Origin of the sequence: Rhizobium binae (genome assembly GCF_017357225.1) — a bacterium.
Taxonomy (GTDB): domain Bacteria; phylum Pseudomonadota; class Alphaproteobacteria; order Rhizobiales; family Rhizobiaceae; genus Rhizobium; species Rhizobium binae.
Window position 1 is genome coordinate 1,016,498 of sequence record NZ_CP071604.1, and the last position, 11,781, is coordinate 1,028,278.

The 11,781-nt window shown below is 60.2% G+C and carries 13 protein-coding genes; 3 read left to right on the top strand and 10 right to left on the bottom strand.

What is annotated here, in order from left to right; translation table 11 throughout:
* Positions 1-242 precede the first annotated feature (242 nt).
* Entirely contained in the window at positions 243-2,219 is a 1,977-nt protein-coding gene (locus J2J99_RS04830) for a phospholipase D-like domain-containing protein (RefSeq protein WP_168300753.1), read from the top strand.
* A 33-nt stretch (positions 2,220-2,252) separates the two neighbouring features.
* On the opposite strand, the gene J2J99_RS04835 is transcribed toward J2J99_RS04830, so the two are convergent.
* The 4 genes from J2J99_RS04835 to J2J99_RS04850 all read right to left on the bottom strand — a co-directional run bounded on the left by J2J99_RS04835 (position 2,253) and on the right by J2J99_RS04850 (position 5,394).
* Complete coding sequence (locus tag J2J99_RS04835) at positions 2,253-3,176, bottom strand: pirin family protein (protein ID WP_168300719.1); 924 nt, start codon at positions 3,174-3,176, stop codon at positions 2,253-2,255.
* Positions 3,177-3,351: 175 nt separating this feature from the next.
* Positions 3,352-4,119 (bottom strand): SDR family NAD(P)-dependent oxidoreductase, encoded by a 768-nt coding sequence (locus tag J2J99_RS04840; protein ID WP_168300720.1) that lies wholly within the window; start codon positions 4,117-4,119, stop codon positions 3,352-3,354.
* Positions 4,120-4,204: 85 nt separating this feature from the next.
* Positions 4,205-4,456 (bottom strand): exodeoxyribonuclease VII small subunit, encoded by a 252-nt coding sequence (locus J2J99_RS04845; RefSeq protein ID WP_003545921.1) that lies wholly within the window; start codon positions 4,454-4,456, stop codon positions 4,205-4,207.
* Positions 4,457-4,458: 2 nt separating this feature from the next.
* The gene (locus J2J99_RS04850) at positions 4,459-5,394 is read right to left on the bottom strand and encodes a histone deacetylase family protein (protein ID WP_168300721.1); all 936 of its coding nucleotides are present in this window, start codon (positions 5,392-5,394) and stop codon (positions 4,459-4,461) included.
* A 190-nt stretch (positions 5,395-5,584) separates the two neighbouring features.
* On the opposite strand from J2J99_RS04850, the gene J2J99_RS04855 reads away from it, so the two are divergent.
* A complete protein-coding gene (locus J2J99_RS04855) occupies positions 5,585-5,986 on the top strand; it encodes an acyl-CoA thioesterase (RefSeq protein ID WP_168300722.1) in 402 nt (133 codons plus the stop codon).
* Between the two features lie 236 nt (positions 5,987-6,222).
* Positions 6,223-7,326 (top strand): helix-turn-helix transcriptional regulator, encoded by a 1,104-nt coding sequence (locus J2J99_RS04860; protein WP_168300723.1) that lies wholly within the window; start codon positions 6,223-6,225, stop codon positions 7,324-7,326.
* Between the two features lie 333 nt (positions 7,327-7,659).
* Here J2J99_RS04860 and J2J99_RS04865 read toward each other — a convergent pair whose 3' ends face one another.
* The 6 genes from J2J99_RS04865 to J2J99_RS04890 form a co-directional block, all read right to left on the bottom strand.
* On the bottom strand, positions 7,660-8,979 hold the full coding sequence (locus J2J99_RS04865; RefSeq protein WP_168300724.1) for a sensor histidine kinase: 1,320 nt from the start codon (positions 8,977-8,979) through the stop codon (positions 7,660-7,662).
* Positions 8,976-9,653 (bottom strand): response regulator, encoded by a 678-nt coding sequence (locus tag J2J99_RS04870; protein ID WP_168300725.1) that lies wholly within the window; start codon positions 9,651-9,653, stop codon positions 8,976-8,978. The genes J2J99_RS04865 and J2J99_RS04870 overlap by 4 nt, the downstream gene beginning before the upstream one ends.
* Positions 9,650-10,216 (bottom strand): cytochrome b/b6 domain-containing protein, encoded by a 567-nt coding sequence (locus tag J2J99_RS04875; protein WP_168300726.1) that lies wholly within the window; start codon positions 10,214-10,216, stop codon positions 9,650-9,652. The genes J2J99_RS04870 and J2J99_RS04875 overlap by 4 nt, the downstream gene beginning before the upstream one ends.
* 3 nt (positions 10,217-10,219) lie before the next feature.
* Positions 10,220-10,489, bottom strand: a complete 270-nt coding sequence (locus J2J99_RS04880; RefSeq protein ID WP_205919105.1) for a PepSY domain-containing protein — start codon at positions 10,487-10,489, stop codon at positions 10,220-10,222.
* A 131-nt stretch (positions 10,490-10,620) separates the two neighbouring features.
* Positions 10,621-11,247: a 2'-5' RNA ligase family protein gene (locus tag J2J99_RS04885; RefSeq protein ID WP_168300727.1), complete on the bottom strand. Its 627-nt coding sequence runs from the start codon at positions 11,245-11,247 to the stop codon at positions 10,621-10,623.
* A 128-nt stretch (positions 11,248-11,375) separates the two neighbouring features.
* On the bottom strand, positions 11,376-11,762 hold the full coding sequence (locus tag J2J99_RS04890; RefSeq protein WP_168300728.1) for an ectoine synthase: 387 nt from the start codon (positions 11,760-11,762) through the stop codon (positions 11,376-11,378).
* Between the last annotated feature and the right edge of the window lie 19 nt (positions 11,763-11,781).

Consider the following 11,781-nt stretch of genomic DNA (forward strand, 5'->3'; position numbering starts at 1 on the left):
TAGAACGAGGCAAAACAAGTGATTTCAGGAACCGAAGGTTTTCACCTTAGAGCATGGCGGAAAAATGTGTGAGCGGTTTCGGGAGATATCACATTCTATTTCCGCGAGTTGCATTCGTCTGATCCTGCCCCGGCGCTGCCCTTATTTTCCACCCCGTGATGGAACGCGCCCGGGTGCGGCGAGCCGCTTGAATATGACACGGAATGGTAGCAACGTGGTGGGGCTGGCTGGGGGATCAGGTGATGGGAACGGTTGTTGCAGCGCATGCCTATGTGAACAACGAGGTCGCCTACGTGGCCTGGGATATCGACGCCAAGATCGACGGATGCCTCGGCTTCGAAGTCGTCCGCGTCTATCTCGACGAGCAGGGAAACGTGGCGAGAAAGTCCGATGGCAGCGAGGACCGGGTGACCTGCGCCGCCTGGGTCGCCTTCAAGGGGCAGCGCAATCCGCATTGGCTGCCGCAGACGACGTCGCTCTGGCCGGTGCAGAAGCTCTCCTGGCGCGACCTGACTCTGCGCAAGCGGCGCAACGAAATGAGACGGCGGCCGGACGAGGTCCGGGTGCGTTACGAGATCCGCCCGCTCGGCGACCTGAAGCCGGGCATGCAGGCCGCCCCGGATCCGACACCTGCGCTCGTCGAGATCAACAAGCGGGACGAAAAGGGCAGGCCGATCAAGAAGGCCGACGGCACCTTCGAGAAAATCGCGGTCAAGGCCTATGAGGGACCTGCGCGGCCACTCGGTTATCTCGGGCCGGCCGTCCCGACCAACCCTGTCCATGTGACGCGCAAGCGCGGCCAGTTCGAATCGACCTTCACCAACGGCATCCTGGCTGCCCAGTGGCTGCGAAACGTCCTGCTGGGAGACGGTGTGAAGAAGCCGAACGAGTTGATCGACATGATTTCCGATCCGGCGAATGGCATCCGCAAATATCTGGCCGGCGATGTCATTCCGATGCTCAGGGAGTTCATGAATGCGCCTGGACGCTTTCTGATCGCCCTCTATGAGTTGGAGGACAAGGAACTGCTCGAGCTTCTGCAGGCCAACAAGGACAGGTTACGCATCATCCTCGCCAACACCGGCAAGGTCGGCGACGATTGGGATGTGCGCAATCATGAGGCGCGCAAGGCGCTGATTGAGGCCGGCGTCGAGATTCACCACCGGATGTTCAACAATTCGAGCCAGATCGGCCACAACAAATTCGTGGTGCACATAGCGCCCGACGGGACGCGCAGCGTGTTCACCGGCAGCACCAACTGGACGGCCACGGGACTTGCCGGCCAGTCCAACAACGCCTTGATCGTCCGCAACGATGCGGTTGCCGCGGCCTATGTCGCCTATTGGGAGCGGATGCTGGAAGACAATGCGACGCTGGAAGCACCCGTCGAATTCGATGACGGCATGCCCGACAACCAGCAGAGCAAGGAATTCCGACGCTCGAATGAGACACCTTCCATCGTCCCGACCGGCAACGGCGCTTCGGTCGAAGCATGGTTCTCGCCGAACATGCAGAGCCGCAGAAAGGGCAAGGCGACGCCGCCCGATCTCCGCGAGGTCTACCGCCTGATGCGCCGGGCCGAGCATGCGGTGCTGTTTCTGGCCTTCTACCCCGGACAGTCGGGCAGGGATTGCATCGTCGGCGAGGCGATCGACATCGGCCTCAAGGATCAGAAGCTGATCATCACCGGCGCCGTTTCAAGCCCGCAGGCCATGCCCAATTACGTCGCCGCCAAGAAGAACGATCCCGACGACGAGGACGACGATGTCGACGCTGTGTCGCCGCATACGTTCGATGAGGCCAATGTCTCGATCGTCCGGGCCTCGCGCATCGATGACCGCCAGCTGCTGGCGGATTTCGGCGCGGAGGAATTGACGGCAAAGAAGGTCGGCGCCATCATCCATGACAAGGTGCTGGTGATCGATCCCCTGTCGGACGACTGCGTCGTCGTTCTCGGCAGCCACAATCTCGGTTTCAAGGCCTCCTACGCCAATGACGAGAACATGCTGATCGTCAAAGGCGACCGGGCGCTCGCCGAGGCCTATGCCGTCCACATCCTCGATGTCTATGATCACTACCGTTTCCGTGCCGTCGAGGCGGAGCTGAAGCGCCAGGGCAAGAAGGGCTGGTCAGGCTTTCTCAACGTCGACGACAGCTGGCAGGACGGCTACGTCAACCGCACGAAGGGCGCGCTGACACGTTACTTCGCAGCAGGTTGATGTTCGCAAGTTGCCGGCGGCGCGTCGCCGCCGTCAGCCCTCCGGCAGCGGCACGAATTCCTCTTCATCACCCGGCACGATATCGAAGCGGCCGGTGCGCCACTCCTCCTTGGCCTTTTCGATCCTCTCCTTCGAGGAGGAGACGAAATTCCACCAGATATAGCGCTTCGAATTCAGCGCCGCGCCGCCGAAGAGCATCAGGTGACAGCCGTCAGTGCCGGCTTCGAGCGTGATCGCATCGCCCGGCCGGAAGACCAGTAGCTGGTCGGCGGCAAAACGGTCGCCTGAGATCACGACTTCGCCCGAAAGTACGTAGACGGCGCGCTCCTCATGGCCCGCGCCGAAGGGAAAGCGCACGCCGGGCTGCAGGTTGAGATCGACATAGAGCGTGTCGGAGAATGTGCCGACCGGCGATGTCATGCCTTCGAACGAGCCGATGACGACGCGCCCGCGCACGCCCGACGTTTCGATCAGCGGCATCTCAGCCTTTTCCGTATGGGCGAAGGAGGGATCGATCTCCTCCTTGTCGTCGGGCAGCGCCAGCCAGGTCTGCAGCCCCGACATCAGCAGCGGGTGGCCGCGCAGATTGTCGGGCGTGCGCTCGGAATGGACGATGCCGCGGCCGGCCGTCATCAGGTTGATATCGCCGGGACGGATGACCTTTTCGGTGCCGAGGCTGTCGCGATGGCGGATCTCGCCGTCGAAGAGATAAGTGACGGTCGACAGGCCGATATGCGGATGCGGCTTGACGTCGAGCGCCTCATTGGGCTTCAGGATCGCCGGCCCCATGCGGTCGAAGAAGATGAACGGCCCGACCAGCCGCCGCTGCCTCGTGGGCAGCGCGCGCCGCACCTGGAAGCCGCCGATATCGCTGGTGCGCGGAATGATCAGATTCTCGATCGCATCACAGGCGAAGGCATCGCCGGGCAGGGGATCTTTGCCGGGAAAGAAGGACATGTCGGATCTCCGATCGCGAGAGCATTTCCGTTTTCACCGAATCACGGAATGCTCTATCTCTTTGTTTTCACGCAATTCCGGACGCACAAACCGCTATGCACTTTTGCTGGATTGCTCTACCGGATCGACCACAAATAATGCCTCAAGGGCCGGCCGTCCAATGGAACGCGTCGGCTCAGATGGCGGTGAAGCCGTTATCGACGAAGAGGTGGGCGCCGTTGACGAAGTTCGACTCGTCGCTGGCGAGATAAAGGGCGGCCCGCGCCACATCCTCCGGCTCGCCGATCCGCCCCTGCTGCGCGGCGATGGCGGCATCCGAGACATCGACGCCGAGCGCCTGCAGGTCAGCCACCTCGCGCAAACCGTGCGGCGTGCGGATGAAGCCGGGGCAGACGGCATTGCAGCGGATGTTGCGGTCGCGGAATTCCACCGCAATCGCCCGGGCAAACATATGCACGGCGCCCTTGGTCGTGTCGTAAAGCACTTCCATCGGCGTGGCGGCGACCGCCGAGATCGACGAGGTGCAGACGATCGAGCCGCCGCCCGCGGCAATCATCTTCGGCAGCACCGCCTTGGTCATCAGGAACATCGAGCGCACATTGACGGCGTGCAGCCAGTCCCATTCCTCAAGCGTCGTTTCCAGGAAGGGCTTGATAACGATCGTGCCGGCATGGTTGAAGAGCACGGTGACCGCGCCGTAGCGTTCCTCGACGCCGGCGACGGCGGCATTGACGGCCGCCTCGTCTGAGACATCGGCCGTCCAGCAATCGGCCTCGCCGCCGGCCTCACGGATCTGCTTGACGGTTTCGGCCGCCGCTTCGCCGTTGCGGTCGATGATCGCGACGCGCGCGCCTTCCGCCGCAAACAGCTTCGAGGCAGCGCCGCCCATGCCGGTTGCGCCGCCCGATACGATGGCGACCTTACCCTTCAACCTGTCCGTCATTTGTCCGTCCCCTCATGATTTGGAGGGATCATAGATCGGGCGCCAGCCGATCGCCAAGCGCCTTTGCCGAGATCTGCTCGAGGCCTCAGGCCCCGTCGAGCGGCTCGACGCCCTGCGGCTTGCCGGCGCGGTCGAGCCGGATCTTCTCTATGCGGTTTTCGGCGGCCGAAAGCAGCGTCTCGCAATGTTTCTTCAGCGCTTCGCCGCGCTCGTAGATTTCGATCGATTCATCCAGCGCCACGTCGCCGCGCTCCAGCCGGGCGACGATGCTTTCGAGTTCGGCAACCGCCTTTTCGAAGGAAAGGCCGGACACTTCCGGCTTGGCGCTGTCAGTCATTCTCAACCCTTCATCATTCGCAGGATATGCATGCCCGCCGATTCGGCCAGACCCTCGAGATCATAGCCGCCTTCGAGCAGGCTGACGACCCGGTTCTTCGCGTGCCGGTCGGCCAGTTCCAGGACGCGGCCGGTGGCCCAGTCGAAATCCTCGCCGGTCAGGTTGATCTGTGCCAGCGGGTCGCGGTGATGGGCGTCGAAACCGGCGGAGATGATGATGAGATCCGGCCGGAAATCGTCGAGGGCCGGCAGCACGCGCGATTTGAACGCCTCGCGGAAATGGTCGCTGCCGACATTCGGTGAAAGCGGCGCGTTGACGATGGTATTGTGCTTGCCCTTCTCCTCCTTGGCGCCGCTGCCCGGATAGAGCGGCATCTGATGCGTCGAGCAGAACAGCACGGAAGCATCGTCCCAGAAGATGTCCTGGGTGCCGTTGCCATGGTGCACGTCCCAATCGACGATGGCGACGCGTTCGGCGCCATGCCGCTTCTGCGCATGGCGGGCGGCAATCGCCGCATTGTTGAAGAAGCAGAAACCCATCGCCGTCATCTTTTCGGCATGGTGCCCGGGCGGGCGGGCGGCGACGAAGACATTGTCGGCGGCACCGGAAAACACGTCGTCCACCGCCGCCATCGCGCCGCCGATCCCGGTCAGCGCCGCCTGCAGGCTCTTGACGCTGGCATAGGTATCGGCTTCCAGCTGGTTGATCCGGTCTTCCTCCTCGGGGATCTCACGCATCACGGCGGCAAGATGCTCCTCCGGATGCGCCAGCAGCACAGCATCCTCGCTCGCCTCGGGCGCCTGCCGGCGCTCCAGCCGTGCGAAATTCGGATGTTCCAGCGCGACATTGATGGCGCGGATCCGGTCCGACCGCTCCGGATGGCCGGAAGGCGTCACATGTTCCAGGAAGATCGGGTGTTCATAAAGACGGGTGCTCATGGAGACACTCTATCGGCCGCTTGTGTCATGTTCCACAGCAGATGGGGCGTTGGTCGACGATTTCAACAAGCGCTCCCGTCGCGCCGACTTGCCCCTGGCGGCATAAGAAGTTCCTGTCATCTCAGCCGTTTACTTCGACGGACCCCATCGCTACTGTTGATGACGGGAAATTTAGTAGGCAGAGTTGCTGATGAGTCAGTTGAAACGCCCGGGTGTGACGGAAATACGCGTGCCGTTTCGGGATGTCGATATGACCGGCCGGATGTTTCTGGCCTCCTATATTTCCTATGCCGAGTCCGTTGTTGCGAGTTTCTGGTTGGCGCGGCCCGAGATCGAGGACGAACCGATCTATAGCGCCAGCAAGGTTACCTGCTTTCTCCACCGCCCGCTGCATTACGACGAGCCGGCGATTTTCACCGCTGCCGTCGACAAGATCGGCGTGCGCTCCATCGGCTTTCTCGTTTCGATCGACACCGGCGAGGAGCGCGCCGCCGAGGTGGAGATCATCTGGCAGGCCAGCAACCGCGAAGATCAGCAGCCGGCCTCGCTGCCGGAGGAAACACGCGACTGGCTCTATCGGTTCTTGGATTAGCATGTTGCCCGGGCAGCGGACGCTTAAGACACGAGATCCAAGTTCCAAGCTTTCCGGGTCGAAGGCGTCAGCCGCAAGATCTAGCGCCGGTGAAGCTGTGCCATGCTATGGTTATAGTATTGATCGCTTCACGAAGGTGAGAAGCTGTCGCTAACGTTCGAATTCCGTTGCATTTGGAAAGCCGACACTATTCAATATTCGAAGATACTTTCATTCTGCGATGTTGAAAATCGATCATGATTCAATCGACCGACGTCTCGTCTCTTCTGACGGATATGATCTATGGAAGTCTCTTCGGAGAGTGCAGCTGGCAGGATTTCCTGGATCGCCTGGCGCAGACGTCGCCGGGCGGCAAGGCGGCGCTTCACTATCATGATTTGACTGCGTCCGTCGCCCATGTTCCCTTCATGTCGGGATTTTCCCAGACCGAGGTCGATCAGTTCATGAGCCACTTCGCCTCGGTCAATCCCTGGATTCCGAGACTGGATCGCGTGCCCGTCGGCCAGGGCCTGTGCGGCGACGAGATCGTTCCGCGCGAGGAGTTGATCAAATCGGAGTTCTATAATGACTGGCTGAAGCGCCAGACCGGATGCGAGACGAGTGTCGGCGTCTCGATCATTCGCGAGGAAAACCGCACCTTCATCCTGTCGGCCTGCACGACGTCGGCAGACCCGGATCTCAACTGGGAGGCGGCCAAACTTTACACGCAGCTCGCGCCGCATCTGAAGAGAGCCTTCGACTTCATCCGCAAGCGCGATCTGTTTGCTCCGCACGAACAGGCGACACAGACCCTGTTCGACAGCATCGGCGCCGGATTGATTTATGTGACGGAGCAGCGGAAGGCCCGTCGCTGGAATAAGAGCGCAGAGGCACTGTTGGCCGCCGGCACGCCTTTGCAGATCGCCGCCGACGGCACACTCGCACTTCAATGCGAGAAGTCGGCGGCGGTTCTCGAATTCCTGACCTCCAGAAACGGGGTGCAGACCAAACCGCACACGGCGATCGTCAAGGGCGGCAACCAGGATAACTATCGCATCACCCTCGTCCGGCTGCATTCCGATACATTCACGCAGTTCCTCGAGGGGCCGACCGTGGCGGTGATCGTCGAGCCGATCGTTGCTATGCCCCTCAATGAACGGCGCGATTTGCTGATGCAGCTCTACAAGCTGACGGCAACGGAAATCAGGATCGCCTCGAGCATCGCATCGGGTCATTCGCCGCGGGAAGTGGCGATGGCCGACGACATTAGCTACGAGACCGTCAGAACCCATCTCAGAAACATCTACGGAAAGCTCGGGGTCAATTCCCGAGCCGGCCTGGTGTCGCTGCTGATGCGGTGAACGGGGTCAGGCGCGGGATCGTCGAACAGTTGGCGCAGCTCGATGCTTGGAACAGGATGATTTTAAGCCCGGTCGACCAAAATCTGAATCCCTGTTCTAAATTAGAGAGTTAGAGCATGATGTCGTCCGAAAACCGCTCACACGTCGGCATCATGCTCAAAGCGTGTCGCGATCTTTCAGATTCGTTTGTCAAGCTTTAGGTCTTTGTTTTTACGCATGTCTTTAGCGCAAAACCGCCGCACACTTTTGCGAGACATGCTCTAATCACGGGAGCGGCTCACCGAGAAGGATGATCTCCCCGCCCGCACCAATGCGCTCCTCAGAAGCGCACTGTCATCGGAAGTCCAGTTCAAAGACGTGCCCGGACTTCAACCTTGCTTGCGAGAACGACGCCTGATGTATTTCCACGATCCGTTCGACGATCTTCAATCCGATGCCGAGACTGTCAGTGGGAGCCGCGAAAGTTTTCGGATGAAGCAACGGTGTTTGCGGCGACCGGTCCTCGACCGTGATGATGCCGCTGCCCGCACGAACGATGACGAGGCTATGATCCGCCGTGTGCTTGACGGCGTTCTCGATCAGATTGCGAAGTGCGTCCCGTAAAAGGGAGGGAGCCCCCCTCACCGTGAAGCTTTCGACCTGGCTGAAGAACTCCAGCGTGTGATTGTTTTCGTAAACCCAAGGGGCGAGTTGCGATACCACCGATGCCGATAGCTCCACGAGGTCCACGTCCTCGAACATGCCGTGGTCGACGCTGTCGAGCCGAGCCAGAGCAGTAAGTTGCGCAACGAAGTTTACGAGGTCATCCAGGTCCTCTTCCGCCTTCCTGGCGCGCGGATGATCGATATGGCCGAGTTCAAGCTTCAATGCTGCAAGCGGTGTCCGGATTTCGTGGGCGATCCCGGTTGTCAGGACCCTCTGCGACCTCATCAATTCGCCGACCCGCGCGAAGGCGCGATTGACGGCGGCTGCGAGATGAGCGACTTCGCGTGGCATTTGATCGAAGTCCAAGTGCGAACGGGAATCCATGGGGTCAATCTGCTCGGCCGCATCTGCGGCGGCTCGGACTGGCCGCAAGGCCTGGCGGACAGACAGCAAGGTCCCGCCGAGCACGAGAACCAGAAGAATGCTCATCGGCACGATCAGATGTTCAATGACCTCGTTCCAGAGAACGTCTGACATCACGTCAGAGGGATCACCGATCGTCGCGATATCGACGAGGAAATGCTGGCCGTCAATGGCAAATGCCCGTCCGCCGACCAGCGACAGCGGCTTTCCCGGTTTCAAGCTCCGCAGCCAGAAATCCGGCGGGTTCACGTCGGCGGGAAGGAAGCGATCCTCACAGGCGGCATCGCAGGATTGGAACACCAGCGCACCATTTGCTGCACGAATTCGGGCAACATAACCTGTATCGCCTCTTTGGTAGCGCTGCTGCACATTGTCCGGAAGGCGGTAGCGAATGCTGCCGTCTTGCACCGTGATCCCGGCCACCAGACGCTCTGTTTCCTGCTCGACGAACAATCGGGATAGCTCGCCAACATTCCAGTAGTAGTCCGAGAAGACGATGGCGAGTTGCAGCAGCATTGCCAAGATCGCGAAGAAGGCGATCCGTCGCGCGAGAATGGCTCCGAGTGTGGGGCGCGACCGGGTCAATCATGCACCTCGCGCATCATGTAGCCCACACCTCTGATCGTCTCGATCGACAAGCGCGTGTCGTGGCCCTCCAGCTTCTTGCGAAGACGGGATACTGCCAGCTCGACGGCATTGCTGCTTCTTTCGTCGCCAAATTCCGAGAACGCATGCTCGATCTTTGTTTTGGCAACAACTTTTCCACCGTTGCGCATCAGCAGCTCGAGCAATCCCTTTTCAGAGGGTGCAAGAGCGACGTCATGATCCGCGCAGGTCACCTGCCGCGACGCGACATCGAGTTTCAGTGCGCCGAATTCGAGGATCGGCATGGATGTAACGGGCGACCGGCGGATCAGTGCGCGTATGCGGGCCGTGAGCTCGCCATTGTGGAACGGCTTGGCCAGGTAATCGTCTGCGCCCGCATCAAGCCCGGCTATTCGCTCGTCGATCGCGCCTCTTGCAGTCAAGACAAGCACTGGCGTCTGAGCGCCAGCATCCCTGAGCGACTTCAGGAAGTCGATTCCATCCTCGTCAGGGAGGCCGAGATCGAGCAGCAGCAGGTCGTAACTACCCTCGCGAAGGGCGACCCGCCCTTCCTGCGCCGTCTCGAACGCGTCAATCCGCCAGCCCTCGTCCCGGATTGCCTCGCAAAGAAGCTCACGAAGGCGGGCGCTGTCCTCGATGAGCAGAATTCTCATGCGTTCTTTCGACCTGTAACCATGGCCCAGATGAGATTTTCTCGATGCCTCCAGCTTTCCAGGACGGCCGCGCCGGCATGGATGAAGACAAGAACCATAATGCTGTTGGCGATCGTCCCGTGCAATTGCTCAAGCCACTTTTCGCCCCAGAAAGCGTCCCACGTCGTCATCCAGCCAGTTAAGGCAGTTGCCGCAAGAAGAGCGACAAGCAAGAGCATCATCACCGATGCCAGCGGATTATGGCCGAGATATCGGTTCTCCTTCCTGTCGATAATGCTGGTGATATGGTCTCTTACTCTTCGCGGCGTCGGCCAGAAGTCGGTGAAGCGCGCGTGCTTGGTGCCGATGAAACCCCAGACGAGGCGAATTGCGATGGCCACCCCGACGACGTAGCCCGTCATGCGATGCCAGTATTTGCCTTCCTCGAGAATGAAGAGATTGAGCGTGCACGCCGTGACGATGGTCCAGTGGAATATCCGGACGATCGGGTCCCAGACCTTGACGCTCTTCGGTGTGGTGTCGGAGGGCAATATGCCCTCCTGCCTCGATGAAATAGCCGTCATCGCTCAGTCGCCCTTCTGGACGATGTCACCGGATACCGGATTGAAATAGACCTCGGCCCGCTTGCCCTCCTTGTCCTTGCCGTAGATTTCATAGCAGTTGCCTGTGATCTCGAAGGTCTTGACCTTGTAGCCAAGCGCATCGATCTTCGCCTTCATGGCCGCTTCAGGCATCCATTTGGACTTCGGCTCCTTGGTGCAGCTCGGGCTCGCCAACGCCAGTGCCGGGGCGAGGGCGACAATTGCGACTGCGATAATTGTTTTCAACATGATCATTCGGTCCTTTGATTACACCCAGGCTGGGCGACGAACCGATCAATAGGATTCTCTCGCTGTCGGTTTGCTGTCCAAGGAAGCGAAACGTGCTCTGCCGCTTTTTTTGCGGATAGACTCGAAATCCGCATCGACTAACAAACGTTCCGGCTTCGCGCTTTGTCGCTCAGGAGAGGCTCACTGAGTACATTGATCTCGACGCTTGGATAAACGCGCTCTTCCAGCAATTGAAGTGATCTGACCCTTACCGCCGTGGGCAAAGAGCCTGCGTCGGAGGGGATCTCGGGCAGCCGCCCTTCGGCACTGAACCTGAACAGCGTGATGTGCGCTATTTGCGGCGGGGTGGGGCGCCATCCCTCGAAGTCGATCGCCTGGGAAATCGCAGAACGGAGCCTCCGCAATTCCGGTGGTTCTTCTGCTTTTACGAAAACAGCGGCCGCCGAAACAGCCAGTTCATGGAAATCGAGGTCAAAGACTGGCGTCTCTTCGGCCAGCCTGTCTGCGACCGCTTTCCATCTTTCTCCGTTCAGTCTCCATAGCTCCTCATTCGGGATGCTGAATTTGGCCGCTGCGTCCACCAGAGTGACGACCGTCATGTGCAGGCTCGCGGCCGGCAGGCGCAAAAGCGGTGCAACGCTGTGTCGCTCGATAGCATCTTGCAAGTCGCTGAGTTTTGACAATGCCGCGCCATCTGGACAAAACTGCAGGTGGAACGCGCAGCACCGTTTGAACCAGAGTGCATCGATCTTCGTCCGGATCACAGCAGCAGGCCTCCCACTCGATCAGGGCGCACCGCAGCGCAGGCGGTCGCTGATGAAAGCCATGACCAAGCACGACCGCAAAAGCAAGGAGATCGAGCCAAAGAGGCTCTCGATGGGCTCGAGTTCGCTCAATATTCCGAACCGCTTCCATTGTTCAGATCGTGACGTTCCGTCCCCTTTAGCGGCGGATTGAAGATGCTGACGAGGATCATGTCCTCGTCCTTGCCGCCCCGCAAATAGTGGCGGTCGTGTTGGTCGAGAACGTAGATGTCGCCGACGCGGATGGGGAACACATTGCCGTCCATATCCTCGACTTCGCCTTCTCCCTGAATGCAGTAGCAGGCCTCCAGATGGTTGCGGTATTGCAGCAGGGCTTGCGTGTTGGCGCGCACGACAGTGTGGCAGACCGTAAAGCCCATCCCGTCATCCCTCGTCAGCAGTCGATGGCTCGTGCCATTGCCCCAATCGACGAAACGCTCGGTCTGCTCCACGTCCTTCAGGCTTCTCACAAACATGTTCTTCTCCTCGCAACTG

Bases quoted from the DNA above. Each gene is read 5' to 3' on its own strand.
- J2J99_RS04870 (WP_168300725.1), bottom strand. From the start codon at position 9,653: ATGAGAATTCTGCTCATCGAGGACAGCGCCCGCCTTCGTGAGCTTCTT.
- J2J99_RS04855 (WP_168300722.1), top strand. From the start codon at position 5,585: ATGAGTCAGTTGAAACGCCCGGGTGTGACGGAAATACGCGTGCCGTTT.
- J2J99_RS04880 (WP_205919105.1), bottom strand. From the start codon at position 10,489: ATGATCATGTTGAAAACAATTATCGCAGTCGCAATTGTCGCCCTCGCC.
- J2J99_RS04845 (WP_003545921.1), bottom strand. From the start codon at position 4,456: ATGACTGACAGCGCCAAGCCGGAAGTGTCCGGCCTTTCCTTCGAAAAG.
- J2J99_RS04835 (WP_168300719.1), bottom strand. From the start codon at position 3,176: ATGTCCTTCTTTCCCGGCAAAGATCCCCTGCCCGGCGATGCCTTCGCC.
- J2J99_RS04850 (WP_168300721.1), bottom strand. From the start codon at position 5,394: ATGAGCACCCGTCTTTATGAACACCCGATCTTCCTGGAACATGTGACG.
- J2J99_RS04890 (WP_168300728.1), bottom strand. From the start codon at position 11,762: ATGTTTGTGAGAAGCCTGAAGGACGTGGAGCAGACCGAGCGTTTCGTC.
- J2J99_RS04875 (WP_168300726.1), bottom strand. From the start codon at position 10,216: ATGACGGCTATTTCATCGAGGCAGGAGGGCATATTGCCCTCCGACACC.
- J2J99_RS04860 (WP_168300723.1), top strand. From the start codon at position 6,223: ATGATTCAATCGACCGACGTCTCGTCTCTTCTGACGGATATGATCTAT.
- J2J99_RS04840 (WP_168300720.1), bottom strand. From the start codon at position 4,119: ATGACGGACAGGTTGAAGGGTAAGGTCGCCATCGTATCGGGCGGCGCA.
- J2J99_RS04830 (WP_168300753.1), top strand. From the start codon at position 243: ATGGGAACGGTTGTTGCAGCGCATGCCTATGTGAACAACGAGGTCGCC.